Consider the following 16,899-nt stretch of genomic DNA (forward strand, 5'->3'; position numbering starts at 1 on the left):
GTAATGGTGATATAAGTTAAGGTACTATAAGTTAGCAAAAAATTAGTAATGATTAAACCGGCGGCAGTTTTTTTAATCTCATCTTCGTTGTTCTGCACATTATCCGTGTGTGCCGCCCGTAGACTATTTAGCAAACGTATGAAGAAATTGCTCGTTCTGATTGTTTTAGTGGTTGCCATACAACCGGCTTTTTCCCAGAATGGGGGAAAGCTGGATTCATTATTTTCAAAGGGCGATACCACGGCCATCCTGGATTCTTTATTAAAAGACTTTGATTCCTATTTAGATAGTTTAGCAGGCAGCAAAAGTTTCTTTACCGTTAATACAAGCATCGGTACGGGCTATTTTAGTTTTAATGAAAAGAATTCCGTTACGGTAAATACGCAAAAGAAACTGATCTTTTCGCCGGCCGTAGGGTATTTTCATAAATCGGGTCTGGGCATTTCTGCTTCAGCATTTGCCCTGCTAAACAACGGGATGAATTTTTACCAGTATGCAGTGAGCCCTTCCTTTGACCGCATAAAAAAGAGCTATTCCACCGGCATTGCCTATACCCGGTACTTTACAAAAGATTCACTGAATTTTTATACCACGCCCATACAGAATGAATTGTTTGCTTATTTCTCTTATAAAAAATGGTGGGTGCGGCCAACGATAAGCCTGAGTTATGGCTGGGGTAGTAAAGATGAATTTCAGAAAAGAGAAGCCAGCCGCCTGGCCCGGTTACTGGAAGCAAGGCGCCGCTATTACGTGATCGTAAAGAACACTACCTCGGTAAGCGATTTCTCGGCCACCATTTCACTTCGTAAAGACTTTGACTGGTACAGTGTTTTGTTTAAACGGGATAACATAACGTTAACTCCTATTGCCATGTTGAATGCCGGTACACAAACCTATGGTTTTAACACCTCTTATTCATATAATTTTTCACCCGTGCGTGCCAACTCGCTACCCAGTAACAACGACATTTCCGACAATACGCAATTAGCGTTTCAGTCGGCCTGTATGGCGCTTAGGGGTAGTTATTTAAAAGGAAGGTTCCTGCTGCAGTCGCAGGTATTGTTCGATTATTTTCTTCAGGACCTGCAGGACCCCGGATCAAAATTGAATACCGTTTATTCCATAACAGCCGGATTAAGTTTTTAGTGATTGATTTTTAGGTATTTCTTCACGTAGCTGTTAAGGTAAATTAACAGGCATGGTTGAACCCTGGCATGTAAGTTGAAATTCTATTGTTGAACCAAATAATAACACAGAATATGAAACTTAAATCCCTGGCATTATTAACAATTGCTTCTACGCTGACTTCTATCTCATTTGCACAAGGATTTCATATTGGTGCGAAAGCCGGTGCAAATATCTTCAAGGTAGATGGCACCGCTATGAAAGATGAGTTTAATTTTGGATATAACTTAGGTGCTTTTGCAGAATTGAATTTCAGCGAAACAGTAGGTATACAACCTGAAGTAATGTGGAACCAAACCAATTACCGTACAGGTGATCATTTCGGTTCTATCTATCCACATGGCGTGGATGATGTAAAAGGAAAGCTGAATTACCTGAGCATTCCGGTGCTGTTAAACATAAGCCCCGCTAAATTCCTTACGCTGCAGGCTGGGCCACAATTTGGCATTTTGCTTAACCACGACAAAACCCTGGTAGATAACGGTCAGGATGCCTTTAAGAAAGGCGACTTCTCTATGCTGGGTGGTGTGCAACTGAATATCGGTAGCCTGAAGTTAGGTGGCCGGTATGTGGTAGGCCTTGCTAATATCAATGATATTGATAACAAGGACAAGTGGAAGAACCAGGGATTTCAGGTGTATTTAGGAACAAGGATATTATAGATACTCTTTCTATATAATAAAAAAAGCCCTCCCGGTCGGGAGGGCTTTTTTTATTATACGTTATCTCATACATCTGATTTCAACTTCTTCCAGGCATTGATGAGGCCATTGGTAGAGGAGTCGTGATTGCTCACCGGTTTATCGTCCTGCAGTTCGGGCAGGATTTTATTGGCGAGTTGTTTCCCCAATTCTACACCCCATTGATCAAAGCTGAAGATATTCCAGATAACACCCTGTACAAAGATCTTGTGCTCGTATAAGGCTATCAGCTGGCCCAACGTATAGGGCGTGATCTTTTTAACCAGGATTGAGTTGGTTGGCCGGTTACCGGTGAATACTTTAAACGGCACCAGGGCCTTTATTTCTTCTGAAGATTTACCTGCCTTTATTAACTCGGCTTCCGCTTCCACTTCGGTTTTACCATTCATCAGCGCTTCTGTTTGCGCAAAGAAGTTGGATAACAGTTTTTGATGGTGATCACCTATTGGGTTATGGCTGATGGCCGGTGCAATAAAATCGCAGGGGATCAGCAATGTTCCCTGGTGGATCAACTGGTAAAAAGCGTGCTGGCCATTGGTGCCTGGTTCGCCCCAGATAACCGGCCCCGTGTTGTAACGAACCTGTTTGCCTTTGCGGTCAACACTTTTACCATTGCTTTCCATATTGCCCTGTTGAAAATAAGCGGCAAACCGGTGCATGTACTGGTCGTATGGTAAAATGGCTTCCGTTTGGGTATCGAAGAAGTTGGTGTACCAAAGGCCTACAAGGGCCATTACGACCGGAATATTTTTATCGAAAGATGTAGTGCGGAAATGGTTGTCGGTTGAATGAGCGCCTTTTAACAGCTGTTCAAAATGCTCGTAGCCGATGGTCAGTGCAATGGATAAACCAATGGCGCTCCATAAGGAGTAGCGGCCGCCTACCCAGTCCCAGAATTCGAACATATTGGCTTTGTCGATACCAAATTTCACCACTTCTTTTTCATTGGTGCTAAGTGCCACAAAGTGTTTAGCAATATAACTTTCATCGCCGGCTGCCTCGAGGAACCATTGTCGTGCCGTATGTGCATTGGTCATGGTTTCCTGGGTGGTGAATGTTTTGGAGGCGATCAGGAACAGGGTTTCCTGTGGGGTTACTTTCCGCAGCGTTTCAACAATATGGGTGGCATCAACATTGGATACGTAGAAAACCTGGATGTCTTTTTTCCAGTAGGGCTTCAGCGCTTCGGTAACCATATAAGGGCCCAGGTCGCTGCCGCCAATACCAATATTAACGATGTATTTTATCTTACTACCGGTGTAGCCCGTCCATTCGCCGCTGTGAATGCGTTCACAGAAGTGTTTCATTTGCTGCTGAACCTGGTGTACCTGGGGCATTACATTTTTGCCTTCGGAATATACCGGCTCATTGCTCATATTGCGCAGGGCGGTATGCAATACCGACCGGCCTTCCGTTTCGTTGATAACATCGCCGGTGAACATGGCTTCAATGGCATCGCTCAGTTTGCATTCCTCTGCCAGATCGAGCAGCAATGACATGGTTTTGGCGTTGATGCGGTTCTTGGAGTAATCGAACAATATATCTTCAAACGAAATCGAAAAGTTATTGAACCTGTCCGGGTCATCTGCAAACAACTCGCGCAAATGCGTTTCGGAAATCTTCTTGTAATGGCGTTCCAGTTTATCCCATGCATCGGTCTGATGAGGCTTGATCTTTGGTAACATACTCGGTTGAATTAGCTGTCAAAAATAAATCTTTCCTGGTTATTTAATTGTTAGCTCTAAGTTACTAGCTCATTTGTAAATTAAGAACAGTGTTTACCACATATTGTACCATGGCGGGTGTAATGCCCAAATGCAGCACCATCCTGATGTGGGTGGGTGAAATGGGGATCACCAGGATGTTCTTTTCTTTTAATGCCGCTGCTACCTGGGCCGCCTGAAAGGGTGGTTGTATTTCAAAGATGATGATGTTGGTTTCTACAGGTAATAACCCGGCCGTAAAGGTGGTTTTAATAAGGTTCGAGGCAATTTCCCGGGCGTTATCATGGTCCTGCTGTAATCGGATGATGTTGTTTTTAAGGGCGTACACGCCACAGGCGGCCATGTAACCGGCCTGGCGCATACCGCCGCCAAATACCTTGCGTACCCGCCTTGCCTTTTTAATGAAGGCCTGGCTGCCTATAAGAATGCTTCCGATGGGGCAGCCCAATCCTTTGTTTAAACAAACCGAAATGCTGTGGAACAACTCCCCATATTGTTTGGGCGATTCATTGCGGGCCACAATGGCATTAAACAAACGGGCGCCATCCAGGTGCAGGGACAGGTTATTATTATCGCAAACGGTACGGATCTGTTGTATGTCGGTCAGATCGTAACAACTACCGCCTCCGCGGTTCGAAGTATTTTCCAGGCAAACCAGGGAGGTGTGTGCTTTGTGAACATCATCGGGATTAATAGCCGCGGCCACCTGATCGGCGGTGATGCGTCCCCGGTTGCCGGGTATAAGCCTTGATTGCACGCCTGAATTAAACGCCATACCACCGCCCTCATACTGATATACATGCGCGGTTTGATCGCAGATCACTTCATCGCCCGGCTGGGTATGCACTTTAATGGCAATCTGGTTGCTCATGGTTCCGGTAGGACAATATAACGCGGCTTCCATGCCAAACAATTCGGCAGCCATGGTTTCCAGCATATTTACGGTAGCATCTTCACCAAAAACATCATCACCTACATGCGCTCTTAACATGGCGTCCATCATTTCCGACGTTGGTTGGGTAACTGTATCCGATCTAAGGTCAACTATCATAGATAAATGTTGAATATTGAATGATAAATGTAGAATGTTGAAGCCGAAATTCAATGACCAATTTGGGAAGAGTTCCCAACCACTTGCTGGTTTTTTTTAACATGATATTAAACTTACACTCTCAACGGCCTTCCTAATAGCGCACTTTACCAATACAATTTTTACACTTTAAAAGAACACTCATGAAATGTAGAATTTCAGCTGCTATTGCTATGCTCTTACTGATGGCTTTATCGATTGGCTCCTGTAAAAAAGACGACGGCGCGCAAACTCCTGTAAGCGATACGGAAGCGCAGACTATTAGCCAGGAAGACGCTGCCGCAGAAGGTGAATATGATGATATTACCGAAATGGGACTGGCAGCAGGCGCCGATCTGCAAACCGGCGCCGTTGATAATGGCCGGATAGCAACCGATGGCAACACCGCTCGTATTCGCATTGACCTGTTTGTTAACCTGGCTTTGAAACTGGGGCCCTGCGTTACTATTACTGCTGAACCTAACGACACCACTTTCCCCAAAACAGTTACGGTAAATTATGGCGATGGTTGTATTTGCCGCGATGGCAAATTGAGAAAAGGTAAAGTGATCCTGAACTTTGCTGCGCCTATCCGCAAATCGGGCGCCGTGCTTACCATTACTTTACAGGATTATTATGTTAACCGGGCGCATATTGAAGGGGTGAAAACCATTACCAACCTCAGTGCAAACGGGGCTGTAAAGTACTCGGTTAAAATTTCAGGTGGTAAAGTAGCGTGGCCAAACGGCAGAGGCTTTACCTATGAAGGCACAAAAACAGTTACACAAATTGAAGGCGCCGCCACTGCCACCTGTGCCGATGATGTGTATTCAACAGAAGTGAATACAACCATCAAATATGCCAATGGTATAAATGTAACCAAGAACAGTGAAACACCGTTAATAAAAGCAGTAGCCTGTCATTGGATAGCAAAAGGCAAACTGAAAATAACCATCAACAACCGCGTTTTGTATGTTGACTTTGGTACAACCGCCGATTGTGATGACAGCGCATTATTGATATGGGCCAATGGCCAGGTAGGAATTACCCTGCCATAGAAAGGGCTCCTTGTTCCGTATCGCGAAAATAAAAAAGGGCTCCCAGATACATTGGGGGCCCTTTACTATTGTTACTGGGGTAGTGGTCGGCTATAATTTTTGTTGTGGCGCGTCAAAATCAAAATCGGGCTGTTGGGCAGCTTCGAATGCCGCAGGGTCACCATAGGGTCCAATGTATTGCGCATCGCCAAATGCCAGCAGGGGATAGAAAACGATACCCAGAAAGATCAGGCCAACTGTATAGCCTTCGTCCTTGCCAAAGCTTTTCGACAGCATATTTACTGCCATAATGATGAACACGATGTTTACACCAGGAATGCACATGAGCAGTATCCACCACCATGGCTTTCCTATAATTTTCATCATTATGAAATACTTGTATATGGGGATCAGTGCTTCCCAGCCCGGGCGGCCGGCTTTTTCAAAGATGCGCCAGTATACTACATAAAAAAAGACAACAATGGCTAATAAGAATAGTCCAAGACCAAGAAATGCGCCTACCATAATTTAGTCGGTTTTAGTTAGGAATGTGTACAGATAAAAATGTAAATAATTTTTAGTATTTGCAAGCTTTGCCGGCAATACGCGGTAGGATGGTGATTAGCAACTTATTGTATATAAACACGTTGTGTAATGAACGAAAAAGGGGCTCCCCAAATGTCGGGAGCCCCTTTTAAAATTAGATTATGTCCTGGCTTAGATGGCATCAAATACCACCAACAGGGCAAAGATTACACCTGGGATCCAGAAGAGCAAAGTAAGGATGATGCTGATCCAGAACTTTGAGTTCACTTCTTCTTCTTTCAGGTAAACAGCCAGTGGGGGTAACAGGATAGCCAGAATAGCCAATAATACTTGATCGGTTTCAGAAGCACGACCAGCCCGTTTGTCTGCCTTGTACTCTTTCATTAATTTCTTGGCTTCATTAACGCGTGTTTTGCGCTCAGCTCTTGACAGGCTCTTGAACTCATCAACGGCAGAGTTTACTGTCGCCGGAGCTGGTTCGGTTTTCGCAGTGTTGTCAACTGAAGGCAAAGAAGCGGCCAGTACGGGAGACGTGCAAACAGATACCATTACCAGTAAGGTCAGAATTCGGGTAGTGATCTTTTTCATATTATCTATTTTGGTATAACAAATATAGTGAGGAATTTTTCAGATTTGTGCATCACATGCAATTAAAAGACCAGATTATAATATTGCATCGCTGGTATCATGTTTTTTACCCACATCCGCGTAACGTCGTTGTAGATCACAGTTAGGATAAAGCTGCATACGCCGTACAAAATGATTATTATTGTGTAGAAAATTTTTACCATGGCTGGCATTAGCAAATATTACAGAAAGGAAGGGGAGGTGGAGCAGGCAATAGCGGCATTCTGGCAATGGTTCATCAGCAATGAGCACCGTTTCCGCGGGCTTGAAAAGAATGATTCTGATCAGGCTTTGTCTTTTTTGGAAGAGCTTATTCAACGCATGGCTCCTTATAACCCATATTTGAAAGCCCTGGCCGGCCCGGATAGTAATGGCAACTATGAACTCATCATTACGTCCGATGGCGATATCGCTTTGTTTTGTAAAGTGGAAGACCTGGTAAAAGCCGCGCCACCAGTGAATAACTGGATATTTACAGCGCATAAGCCCGCCCTGGGTTTTGAAGGCATCAGCATAGATCTGTATGGCCTTCAGTTCACTACCGACACTACCAGCTTTTATCCCATAGTACAGGAAAATTATCCCGATGAAGTTAGTATTGTAATCACACACTCGGGATATAACAGTGAAATAGACGAGCATTTTCAGGCAGGCGGTATGATCTATCTTGAAAATGGATTGGGTGAAGTGAACACAGCCACCAAAATAGATAATTATGAAACCGGTCCCCTGCCCGGTGCCGACCAGGGCATTGAAGTAATACCTATTTCAAAACTGCATGAATATTTAAGCTGGCGGGAAAAGGAGTTTGTGGAGAAGTATGAATCGGTTCCCGATGAACGGCCCGATACGTTCCATTTGCTGGAAGCTGAAGACCGGGATGGCCGAAAGATGTTACTAACCGTTAACATGGAATGCCGGTATTGGGACAAAAAGCCGGCTTATTCCTGGTTATTACAGATCAATATGACCTTTACGGGTGATGAAACCGGATTCCCCAGTGAGGAGCAACTGATAGCGCTGCAAACCCTGGAGGAGGAGATCTTTACCCTGCTGCCGGGCGACAAAGCCATCCTGGCCGGAAATAAAACCTACGACAATTGTAAGAATATTTACTTTTATGTGAGCGAATATAAAACCACGGCGGTTTTACTGAACCAGTATATCGAAAATAAGGAAACGCCCTATGAGATCATGTTCTTTATAAGAAGGGATAAATACTGGCGAACTATGGAGCAGTACTTCAACCTGCCAATTGAAGATTGAATAGTAACCTATTCCGGTTATGTAATAAAAACGGTTTGGGTTGTGTAAACCGTTATATTTGAGCCCTGCACGCCATGGAAGTAAGGGTAAGTGGATATGTAATGTTTTTGTTATGAGTGTATTTGCAAAGAAGTGACTGATCAAAAACAATTAGCATATGATCAGACTAAATAGTGTGCTTTTTCGTTTCAATAGTATTCAATTTCCTTAGAAACAACACGTTAGTAGCAGTATGCACGCCTTACGCCTGGATTTAATGCGTTATTGGGTATCCATAAAATCCATTGGGGTAACCCCCGAGATGGAAGAGTATGACAAAAGGAAAATGAGCATTTTTAACCAGCTTAATTTCCTTGGGATCATAACAGGCATCATTGTTCCGCTCATTGGCATCCTTTTCAACGATCACCTTCCCCCACTGGCCTGGTTTATTGCAGCATCTCCACTGGCCATCAGTGTTATTGTACTTTGGTTGAACCATGAACAGTATTACGAACATGCAAGACTTGTATATTTCAGTTTATATCCCATCGCTACCTGTTTGGTTTATCTGGGAAAAGTAGATGTTGGCGTAGAACTGTTCTTCGTATTGTATGGGGTTTTATCGGTGTTCTTTTTGCAGGAGGTTATTCATATCATCTTTGCTTTCACTTTATCCATTACCTGTTATTTCATTGCCTGTATAGTACCGCATGATTATTATTTCAAGCTGGCCAAGTCAAATTATTACTTCTTTGTTTTTAATCACATCACTGCCATCTCCTTTATTTTTTACGCGATCTATTTTATTAAACAGGAGAACAACGGCTATCACTATAGTTTAATCAATAAGTCGAAAGAAAGCGAACTGCAGAAACAGGAGATAGCGCAAAAAGCCAGCCTGCTCGAAGAGCAAACAGCCAAACTAACGGAGCTGAACCAGCTAAAAAATAAACTGTTCTCTGTAATTGCACATGATCTTAAAACGCCTATGTATGCGTTGCGGAACCTGTTCAATAATATGCACATCAATGAAATGCCGGTAAAAGAAATAAAGGCATTACTGCCCGGCATTGTGAGCGAAATGAACTATACCACCAACCTCATGGAAAACCTGTTGCAATGGGCTAAGTCGCAAATGGAAAACTCCAGCCTGCAACCCGAGGTGCTGGATATAGAAACCATGCTCAGCCGGGTATTGCAGTTATTACACTGGCAGGCCAGTAACAAACGCATTCATTTGGAGTCGCAGATTGAAGAACCGTTGTTTTGTTATGCCGATAAAGAAATGGTGAACCTGGTATTGCGCAACCTGTTGTCGAATGCCATCAAGTTCACTCCCGAAAACGGACACGTTAGGGTAGGGGCCAGGGAACAGGCTTCCGGCGTTGAAATATATGTACAGGATGATGGTGTTGGCATCAGTGCCGAACGCCAGCTGCAATTGTTTGGAGACATGTTCTACAGCACCCGGGGTACCAATTCCGAAACGGGTACCGGTTTAGGTCTTAAACTCTGTAAAGATTTTCTGGAAAAGAATGGTGGCCGTATTGCGGTACAAAGCACGGTTGGCAAAGGCAGTACGTTTACAGTTATACTGCCCAGGTTTGGCGGGGAAACAGGTCCGCGGGGAACTATGGGCAATAAGCAATAAGCAATATGCAAACCTAATTTATAGTCAGTTACAAGTTTCAGGTTACAAGTTACAGGTTACAAGTTTCAGGGCTTCTATTGTAAGCGTATTGCCTGCATAAAGCCATGTAACCTGAAACCTGCAACCTGCAACCTGAAACGGCATCTCTCTGTCACATTAGCCAATCACTATTTAAAGATAGTATCGAAGAACGTCTTCATATCATTCCAGGAAGCCGTATCTGCAGCGCCATTGTAGGCAATAGGCAGGTTCCACTTCTTACCTAACTCGGTTGCCTGCGGGTTGGTGAACGCATGCAGGGCGTTAGGATATGACTTAAAGGTGTAGTCGGCTTTTATGGAGTCCATTTGTTTTTTAAACGCAGCTACTTCCGCCGGCTTTACAAAAGGATCAGCTTCCCCATGACATACCAGTATTTTGGCTTTCAACAGGTCTTTGTTGGCAGGAGCGCCTACCAGGTTACCATGAAAGCTCACCACGCCTTTAAAGGGTTCACCCAGGCGCGCTGCGTTCAATACCATGGCGCCGCCAAAGCAATAACCTATGGCTGCTAATTTGCCGGTATCTGCCTGCTGAAAGCTTTTTAACGCTACCAGGGCCGCATCTATACGGGCTTTGGCGCTTAAAGGTTTGGTGTAGAATTGTCCGGCCCATTTACCTGCTACAGCTGGTGAATCGGTATTCATGCCATTGCCGTACATGTCCATGGCCATGGCTATGTAACCCAGTTTGGCCAGTTCGCGCGCGCGCATTTTGGCATAATCATTCAACCCCCACCATTCAGGGATGATAAGGACAGCCGGGCGTTTGGTATCGAGGCTGGTATCATAGGCAACAAAGCCTTTCATTGCAATGTTATCGCCTGCATAGTCGACGTCCAGTTCTTTTAAGCCTGGTTGTTTGGCTGCGGCCGGTTGTTCAGTGGCTGATTGTTCATTTGCTGGTTTTGATGATTGGTCGTTACAGGAAACGATGGCTGTAATAACCAATGAAAGGAAAGCAAAACCCAATTTTTGTTTCATGATAGTATGGTTTATTTATTAGTTAACCTGTCTGCTTGTTATTTATGTTTTTTGTATAGGTACCGCTTTCCAGAACGACTCTTTTTCCTATAAGGTTGCTGCGCAAGTTATTTAATTTCTGCAGTGCTGTATCACCCATTAACAAATGCAATCCTGATGCCGGTAGTCCTTTTTGGGCAATGCGGTTAAAAAGCTTATTAAAAAAGCCGATCCCTTTCTCCGTTTCATCTGTTACCTGTATGCGTTGAAAGCCGGTTTCCCCGAGCAGGGTATGCAACTGTTGCGAGGTGATCAGATGGCTCAGGGAAGCATCTGCGGCCCAGGGAACCGGATAGTGTATGAGTTCCCCATTGTCGAGGATATCGTAATAAATAAACCGTCCGCCAGTGGTTAATACCCGGTGTATTTCCCCATAAAAGGTTTTTTTATCGGCAATATTCATTTGTACGTGTTGTGTAAACACAGCATTAAAGCTGTTGTCTGCAAAAGGGAGCGCCAGCACGCTGCCCTGTACAAAGCGCGTGCTGTGTTGCAGACCGGTCAATACCGATAGTTTTTCAGCCGTTCGAATATAGTCGCCGGTTATATCAATACCGGTAACAATACAGTCAAAATCCGCCGCCAGTAAACGGCAGGTTCCGCCCAGGCCACAACCGGCATCCAAAACGCGCATGCCATGTTGCAGTCCTGCGGCATTGGCCAGCTCGCGCGATACTTCCTGGCCCCGCACATGAAACTCATCAATGGGCGCCAGGTCTTCCCTGGTGACCAGGGCTGGCTCTTTTCCGATTGCCTGCAGAATAACCTCGTACAGGTTTTCATGCGAATAATGGGCTGCTATTTGCGATTCGTTAGTCATGGTTATACAAAGTTAACCAGTTAACGAGATGACGAGGTCGTTAATAGTCAGAAAGCTAAGAAGTCAGGGTAACCTTATCAACCTGTCAACTTGTTAACTTGTTAACTTTTCAACTTATCTTTGGGTCATGACACAAGAAAAAATAAACGATATGAGGTCCCGCCTTGGTGGACTGAGGAGGTTTCTTTGACGTCGATAACCGTCAGTACAAAGTAAACGAAGAAAAACAACTTTCCCTTTCGCCCGGTTTTTGGGACGATAACAAACGGGCCACTGAAATACTCAAAAGCATTAAGCTAAACGAATTCTGGATCAAACTCTTCGATCAGTCAAAGGCTGACGTGGAGGATTTTGTTGTGTTGTTTGATTTCTGGAAAGCCGGCGAAGCCAGCGAAGACGAAACCAAACTGGCTTATGAAAAGGCATTACAGCAATTAGATGAGGCCGAATTCAAAAGCACCCTGAACCAGCCGGAAGATGAATTGCCGGGCGTACTGCAGATAAACAGCGGCGCCGGTGGTACTGAAAGCCAGGACTGGGCCGAAATGCTGGCGCGTATGTACCGCATGTATGGTGAAAAACAAGGCTGGCAGGTAACCGAGCTCGACTGGCAGGAAGGTGATGGCGCTGGTATCAAAAGCGCTACGCTGCAGTTTGACGGACCGTTCGCCTATGGCTTTTTAAAGGCCGAGAGCGGCGTTCACCGCCTGGTACGTATTTCACCCTTCGACAGCAATGCCCGGCGTCACACGTCGTTTGCATCGATATTCGTGTATCCGCTGGTTGATGACAGTATTGCGGTAGAAGTAAACCCCGCCGACCTGGAATGGGAGTTTTACCGAAGCGGTGGTAAGGGCGGACAGAACGTAAACAAGGTGGAAACGGCTGTGCGTTTAAAACACCATCCCAGCGGTATTGTGGTGGAATGCCAGAAAGCCCGTACTCAGGGAGAGAACCGCGAAATGGCGCTGCAGATGCTGAAGAGCCGCCTGTACGAAGAAGAGTTGCGCCGCAGAGAAGCATTGAAGAATGCTACCAATGCCTCTAAAAAGAAGATAGAGTGGGGCAGCCAGATCCGCAGCTATGTGTTCCATCCGTATAAAATGATCAAGGACCACCGTACCGATTATGAAGTAGGGAATGTGCAGCCGGTGATGGATGGCGAGCTGGATGGGTTTATTAAAGCGTATTTGATGAAGGAAGCGGAGGAAGGTTGAGGAGTTGACCAGTTAACGAGTTGATCAGTTGACGAGTTGACGAGTTGATAATGTAATACAGGAAATCTGAGGCCGAAGGCCGAAGTAAAAAATAGAAAGCCGAAAGGGCCAAAGTTGTTAAGACAGCTTTGGCCCTTTTTATTTTTGTATTCCTTTTTTAAACCTATAAACGCTGTTAACCCTATCAGTCTTCCTGCGTCCAAAGCAAAAATCTATTTGCTTTGGACCTTGTTAACTGGTCAACTGATCAACGTTGCCTCCAAAAAAATAAAAACGCCACACTGTTAAGCGTGGCGTTTTTACATGAGTGTATCTCAGCGGACTGAGAACCCAGAAACTCATTCACTGAGAACTCAGAACAAAAATTCTGCCTGCAGGTTCATAGATCACTCTAAGGCTGCAGGCAAAATATGAATACACCAATTAATATTGCCAGAGTAAATTAAACCAATCCGGCATTACTCGTGTGTTTATACTTTCATCAACGATTAGTTCATTGCTGTATCGTTGCTGAGGCCTTGTGCATATAAAGAACCGGGTAATACGTTCCAGATTAAGGACACCATACGGCGACGTTTGTCATCAGCCTTATAGTCTTTCACTCTGTCAGGGTAAGGTAACTCTTCCCCTTTACCCATCCACTTGATGTCGTAGTTGATGAGCTTAGGATTGGGGATCAGAGCTTCATTTATTTTGATAAGGTCAACCAGAAGGTTGGCAATAGATTTTGCTCTAAGTTCAGATAATTTAACGTTCAACTCCTGGCGGGTTGGGTTGTTCGTTTTCATCTTGGCGAGCAGCGGCGAATACAAAGGAGATTCCTTCGCGATCGGCGTTTCGTCAGAGAAACCATAACAAACAATTACCGCCACGAACCTTTGCCTTGGGTGGTCACCAAAGAACTTGATGATCCTTTGTACAATCGGTTCGATTGATTTTTTGGCTTCATCCTGTTTTTCAGGAGGAATACCATAGCCACCGGCAGGGAAGAAAGTGGCTGTTTCAAATGAAGAGAAAGTTGAAATGTCATAAAGGTCGTTCAACGATTTCAGATCGGTCAACGCACTTTGGATGATCACGTTTGTGCGTTCTGCGAACTGAAGGATCTCTTCTTTGGTACCGGTTTTCTCTAACTGAACCGCAACAGCGAGCTGAGTGTCGATTTTTCTTTCAGCTTCTTTGAGGTTCTTGATGATCTCCTTACCAATGTCAGGATCCACTTCATAATTTTTCACTTTTTCTACGGTCAGGGCGATGGCGCGCTGAGCTTCTTTCTTGACTAACTCAAGAGTTTCTTGTGTGGTTTTCGTCAGGCTTTGGACTGTTTTACTAGGGCCGCATGATACTGCCATGCCCAGTGCCAGTCCTGTTACTACCATGATTAATAGGCTACGAAGCATAAGAGTAAAGGTTTTTTTAATAAGCAGGACCAAAAGTGACCTGCTCCTTTGGTTTACTAATTGGCTTTTTCGGATTGGTTCTTAAATGGATACTTGAAGTATCTATCTGACTTTTAACGGCAGATGTGCGAATATATTCTCTTTCTTTAACATTTTTTTCCTTTTTTATTGCTTCTGCCGGTTCAGAATAAGCGTAAGAACTGTACGAATTGTAAGATTTACTATTCTCTTTTTTGGGCGCTGTTTCCGTAGCACTTTCAGTAACCGTTGGAGTTTCAGGTTGTTGTATTTTGGTTGTTGATCGGTTCTTTGCAGCCTTCGTAATTTCCGGGTCCGTTTCGGTCACCGGCGTCCATGAAACAGACGTAATATTCGCGGATGACGGTAATTTTACTTTTAGTAGTTTTTCTATAGACTCATTTATCTCATTAATGTTGTCATCTTTGATGAATGCGTATGATTTTATTCCCATTTCGGTAAACCACTTGCTCCAGATCGTAGTGAGTAAATTGTACTCACCCGTCCAGTCATCTTTTGGATTTAATTCCAGCACAATAATTTTTAAGTTGGGGAAACGTTTATTAACCGGCAGCAAACCATAGTCGCCTTCTTTAAAACGGCTGTTCCAGTCGGGCGCTTTTTTCAGGTTGTTGATGATCTGGGTGCAGGATGTGTATCGGTTGTTGCGGGAAGCGCGGCCTTGCAGGCTTTCAAAATCCATGTAGCCATCGGTGATGATGAATAGTGTATTTTGTGCATCTTTCTCCAGGTCGTCCTGCAGGTCTTCATTAAAATACTTCCAGATGTCGGCGCCTGCATAAGAAGTACTGTTATTGCTGATCACTGCTTTTTTATAGATCTGGGGCAACAGGGTGTTGAAGTTCTTTTCTGTTTCTTCCAGCATTTTAGCCTTTTGTTCGGGCTGGGCCGAAGCCAGCGTTAAACGGAGGTTGCCGGCCATGTCGTACACTTCGTTTGAAGTAGTACGTTGTGGCGCTACCATCAACTTCAGTTTATCGTTCACCGTAAAGTATAACCTGGTGGGATCTTTTGCATTCAGTTTTGACTTGAAAGCGGAGTAGATGGACTGGATAACCTGTATATCTTTTGGAACCTGTTGCTGGTTGTTATACAGTATCCGGTCGCTTAGATCAAGCAAAACCATATAATTGTCTTTGGGCGGTGCGGATCCGTCTTTTTTTGCATCCTTCACAGCCTCTTCGATTTCATTGCAGCCGGCTATAGCCCAGGCGCACATGATTGTGATTAGGAGGTAACGTGCCATAACTCAAGGATAAAGAAACCTATTAAGTAATTATTTGAAATAAGATTCCTGAAACTCTTTTAGTTCTTTTATATAGGCGTCTGTTCGCTCGTTGATGAGCTTTATCTGCTCTTCTCCTTTTTCGCGCCCGTATAAAGTTGCCAGGTAACCATTCCAGCCGTCTCTGAAGTAGTTGATGTTCTTTTCAATGGCATCAACGGGCAGAACGAGTCTGTCTTTCTCCTTGCTCAGGTCATCCGCTCTTTGGGTTATTTGCTGTAACTCCGTTTCGTATAACATCCGTTTTTCTTCCAGCTGCAGGATCTCATCCTGTAAACGGTGAATGCGTTTGTACCGAAGTTTCAGCTGATTGCGTTTGCCCCATTCCATCTGCATTAAATAATACACAGAGCTCCAGATGGCAAACACCCCAAAACCCAAAAAAAGTACCAGGTAAAATCGCGAATCCGCGAATACCGGTACAATCAACGATTTAAATTCATCCCGATTCAATTTGATCAAGATCTCATTCACGGCGGTATGAACCTGAAGAGCAAGCAAAATGTCACCAATAAAAACCAGGCTTAGCAATCCCCAAACAACTTTCCTGTATGACATGCCTCTTTCCGAGAACAGGTGAATGGATGTTCCCAGTGCAAAGAAAATAGTGGGGAATACGATCAGGGGGGGGTAGTTAATAATAAGATAAACCAGTCTTCGAAGGCTGGGTAACAATTGTATGTTTAGCCTTCCTTCCTGGAAAAGGGTCATTGGATCGACACCGTTCAGCGCAAAATCCGCTACACTCATGTAAAAGTATAATAAGTAAAACGATAATGCAACTAAAAGGAACAATAAAAATAAAAAAGTGCCCCAGCTGAAACTGTTATACATCGCCTGATGACGGGGCGAATGGGCTGTGTTTATCTCATCTAATTGATTCTTAAGTAAATTAATCTCAGTCTGTTTGATGGGTACCAGCCCCTTCGTAATATCACGACTGTTATGGATTTCTTCCACCTTACCCTTGACCTCGTAGAATTTTTCCAGTAAGGCTTCAATTTGCTTTTGGATCCGGATACGGGTATCCTCGGTTTTGGGTAACAATCGTAGGGAATCCTGCTCTGAAAGGATGGAACCGCTGCGTACTTTATTCAACAGGCCTTTATATGCTTCAATACCTCCTTTATAGGTACCGGCCTGTTCAACGCCGTATTCGCGCATATCTTTGACAACGATGTTCGACAGATCAGGCATATGATACCTGTTACTATCAGTTAGTCTTGATTTGCCAGAAATGATCACTGATTAATGGGTGTTTTGGGTTATTGCTTCCAAATTTAATTTAT

The 16,899-nt window shown here is 44.3% G+C and carries 15 protein-coding genes; 6 read left to right on the forward strand and 9 right to left on the reverse strand.

The window, feature by feature from the left end; genetic code table 11:
• Positions 1-138: 138 nt before the first annotated feature.
• Positions 139-1,146: a hypothetical protein gene (locus BMX95_RS10265; protein ID WP_081204363.1), complete on the forward strand. Its 1,008-nt coding sequence runs from the start codon at positions 139-141 to the stop codon at positions 1,144-1,146.
• A 113-nt stretch (positions 1,147-1,259) separates the two neighbouring features.
• Positions 1,260-1,847 carry a porin family protein gene (locus BMX95_RS10270; RefSeq protein ID WP_081204364.1) on the forward strand — a complete coding sequence of 196 codons (588 nt, stop codon included), beginning with the start codon at positions 1,260-1,262 and terminating at the stop codon, positions 1,845-1,847.
• 65 nt (positions 1,848-1,912) lie between these two features.
• Here BMX95_RS10270 and pgi read toward each other — a convergent pair whose 3' ends face one another.
• Positions 1,913-3,571, reverse strand: coding sequence for a glucose-6-phosphate isomerase (gene pgi / locus BMX95_RS10275; protein WP_081204365.1), 1,659 nt, complete (start codon positions 3,569-3,571; stop codon positions 1,913-1,915).
• Positions 3,572-3,635: 64 nt separating this feature from the next.
• Positions 3,636-4,661 carry a low-specificity L-threonine aldolase gene (gene ltaE, locus BMX95_RS10280; RefSeq protein ID WP_081204366.1) on the reverse strand — a complete coding sequence of 342 codons (1,026 nt, stop codon included), beginning with the start codon at positions 4,659-4,661 and terminating at the stop codon, positions 3,636-3,638.
• 182 nt (positions 4,662-4,843) lie between these two features.
• Between ltaE and BMX95_RS10285 the strand changes: the two genes are divergently transcribed.
• A complete protein-coding gene (locus BMX95_RS10285) occupies positions 4,844-5,737 on the forward strand; it encodes a hypothetical protein (protein ID WP_081204367.1) in 894 nt (297 codons plus the stop codon).
• Between the two features lie 90 nt (positions 5,738-5,827).
• Here the strand turns inward: BMX95_RS10285 and BMX95_RS10290 are convergent, their stop codons facing one another.
• Together BMX95_RS10290 and BMX95_RS35290 are read right to left on the reverse strand one after the other, a co-directional pair.
• The gene (locus BMX95_RS10290; RefSeq protein ID WP_081204368.1) at positions 5,828-6,241 is read right to left on the reverse strand and encodes a DUF5684 domain-containing protein; all 414 of its coding nucleotides are present in this window, start codon (positions 6,239-6,241) and stop codon (positions 5,828-5,830) included.
• A gap of 192 nt (positions 6,242-6,433) precedes the next feature.
• Positions 6,434-6,850: a YqaE/Pmp3 family membrane protein gene (locus tag BMX95_RS35290; RefSeq protein WP_207631724.1), complete on the reverse strand. Its 417-nt coding sequence runs from the start codon at positions 6,848-6,850 to the stop codon at positions 6,434-6,436.
• 201 nt (positions 6,851-7,051) lie between these two features.
• Between BMX95_RS35290 and BMX95_RS10300 the strand changes: the two genes are divergently transcribed.
• Together BMX95_RS10300 and BMX95_RS10305 are read left to right on the forward strand one after the other, a co-directional pair.
• Positions 7,052-8,155 (forward strand): DUF695 domain-containing protein, encoded by a 1,104-nt coding sequence (locus BMX95_RS10300; RefSeq protein WP_081204369.1) that lies wholly within the window; start codon positions 7,052-7,054, stop codon positions 8,153-8,155.
• Positions 8,156-8,387: 232 nt separating this feature from the next.
• On the forward strand, positions 8,388-9,788 hold the full coding sequence (locus BMX95_RS10305; RefSeq protein ID WP_081204370.1) for an ATP-binding protein: 1,401 nt from the start codon (positions 8,388-8,390) through the stop codon (positions 9,786-9,788).
• Between the two features lie 167 nt (positions 9,789-9,955).
• Here BMX95_RS10305 and BMX95_RS10310 read toward each other — a convergent pair whose 3' ends face one another.
• Both BMX95_RS10310 and BMX95_RS10315 read right to left on the reverse strand, forming a co-directional pair.
• Positions 9,956-10,810, reverse strand: a complete 855-nt coding sequence (locus BMX95_RS10310) for a dienelactone hydrolase family protein (protein WP_081204371.1) — start codon at positions 10,808-10,810, stop codon at positions 9,956-9,958.
• Positions 10,811-10,832: 22 nt separating this feature from the next.
• The gene (locus BMX95_RS10315; RefSeq protein ID WP_081204372.1) at positions 10,833-11,669 is read right to left on the reverse strand and encodes a class I SAM-dependent methyltransferase; all 837 of its coding nucleotides are present in this window, start codon (positions 11,667-11,669) and stop codon (positions 10,833-10,835) included.
• A 127-nt stretch (positions 11,670-11,796) separates the two neighbouring features.
• Here BMX95_RS10315 and prfB point away from each other — a divergent pair.
• Positions 11,797-12,886 (forward strand): peptide chain release factor 2 gene (prfB, locus tag BMX95_RS10320; RefSeq protein ID WP_177193688.1). Its coding sequence is split into 2 segments (ribosomal slippage): positions 11,797-11,856 and positions 11,858-12,886, totalling 1,089 coding nucleotides; the frame shifts between segments, so codons are not numbered across the junction.
• Positions 12,887-13,374: 488 nt separating this feature from the next.
• On the opposite strand, the gene BMX95_RS10325 is transcribed toward prfB, so the two are convergent.
• Genes BMX95_RS10325 through BMX95_RS10335 form a run of 3 tightly spaced genes read right to left on the reverse strand, consistent with a single transcriptional unit; the run spans position 13,375 to position 16,807 of the window.
• Positions 13,375-14,286, reverse strand: coding sequence for an OmpA family protein (locus BMX95_RS10325; RefSeq protein WP_081204373.1), 912 nt, complete (start codon positions 14,284-14,286; stop codon positions 13,375-13,377).
• A gap of 16 nt (positions 14,287-14,302) precedes the next feature.
• Positions 14,303-15,571 (reverse strand): hypothetical protein, encoded by a 1,269-nt coding sequence (locus BMX95_RS10330; RefSeq protein WP_133054081.1) that lies wholly within the window; start codon positions 15,569-15,571, stop codon positions 14,303-14,305.
• Positions 15,572-15,601: 30 nt separating this feature from the next.
• Complete coding sequence (locus BMX95_RS10335; RefSeq protein ID WP_081204375.1) at positions 15,602-16,807, reverse strand: hypothetical protein; 1,206 nt, start codon at positions 16,805-16,807, stop codon at positions 15,602-15,604.
• Positions 16,808-16,899 lie beyond the last annotated feature (92 nt).

The organism is Niastella yeongjuensis (assembly GCF_900110245.1).
In the GTDB taxonomy this organism is placed as follows: Bacteria; Bacteroidota; Bacteroidia; order Chitinophagales; family Chitinophagaceae; genus Niastella; species Niastella yeongjuensis.

Excerpts from the sequence above, each read along its gene's own strand:
- BMX95_RS10310 (WP_081204371.1), bottom strand. The coding sequence starts at position 10,810 with ATGAAACAAAAATTGGGTTTTGCTTTCCTTTCATTGGTTATTACAGCC.
- BMX95_RS10330 (WP_133054081.1), bottom strand. The coding sequence starts at position 15,571 with ATGGCACGTTACCTCCTAATCACAATCATGTGCGCCTGGGCTATAGCC.
- BMX95_RS10305 (WP_081204370.1), top strand. The coding sequence starts at position 8,388 with ATGCACGCCTTACGCCTGGATTTAATGCGTTATTGGGTATCCATAAAA.
- BMX95_RS10285 (WP_081204367.1), top strand. The coding sequence starts at position 4,844 with ATGAAATGTAGAATTTCAGCTGCTATTGCTATGCTCTTACTGATGGCT.
- BMX95_RS10290 (WP_081204368.1), bottom strand. The coding sequence starts at position 6,241 with ATGGTAGGCGCATTTCTTGGTCTTGGACTATTCTTATTAGCCATTGTT.
- pgi (WP_081204365.1), bottom strand. The coding sequence starts at position 3,571 with ATGTTACCAAAGATCAAGCCTCATCAGACCGATGCATGGGATAAACTG.
- ltaE (WP_081204366.1), bottom strand. The coding sequence starts at position 4,661 with ATGATAGTTGACCTTAGATCGGATACAGTTACCCAACCAACGTCGGAA.
- BMX95_RS10315 (WP_081204372.1), bottom strand. The coding sequence starts at position 11,669 with ATGACTAACGAATCGCAAATAGCAGCCCATTATTCGCATGAAAACCTG.
- BMX95_RS10325 (WP_081204373.1), bottom strand. The coding sequence starts at position 14,286 with ATGCTTCGTAGCCTATTAATCATGGTAGTAACAGGACTGGCACTGGGC.
- BMX95_RS35290 (WP_207631724.1), bottom strand. The coding sequence starts at position 6,850 with ATGAAAAAGATCACTACCCGAATTCTGACCTTACTGGTAATGGTATCT.
- BMX95_RS10335 (WP_081204375.1), bottom strand. The coding sequence starts at position 16,807 with ATGCCTGATCTGTCGAACATCGTTGTCAAAGATATGCGCGAATACGGC.
- BMX95_RS10265 (WP_081204363.1), top strand. The coding sequence starts at position 139 with ATGAAGAAATTGCTCGTTCTGATTGTTTTAGTGGTTGCCATACAACCG.
- BMX95_RS10300 (WP_081204369.1), top strand. The coding sequence starts at position 7,052 with ATGGCTGGCATTAGCAAATATTACAGAAAGGAAGGGGAGGTGGAGCAG.
- BMX95_RS10270 (WP_081204364.1), top strand. The coding sequence starts at position 1,260 with ATGAAACTTAAATCCCTGGCATTATTAACAATTGCTTCTACGCTGACT.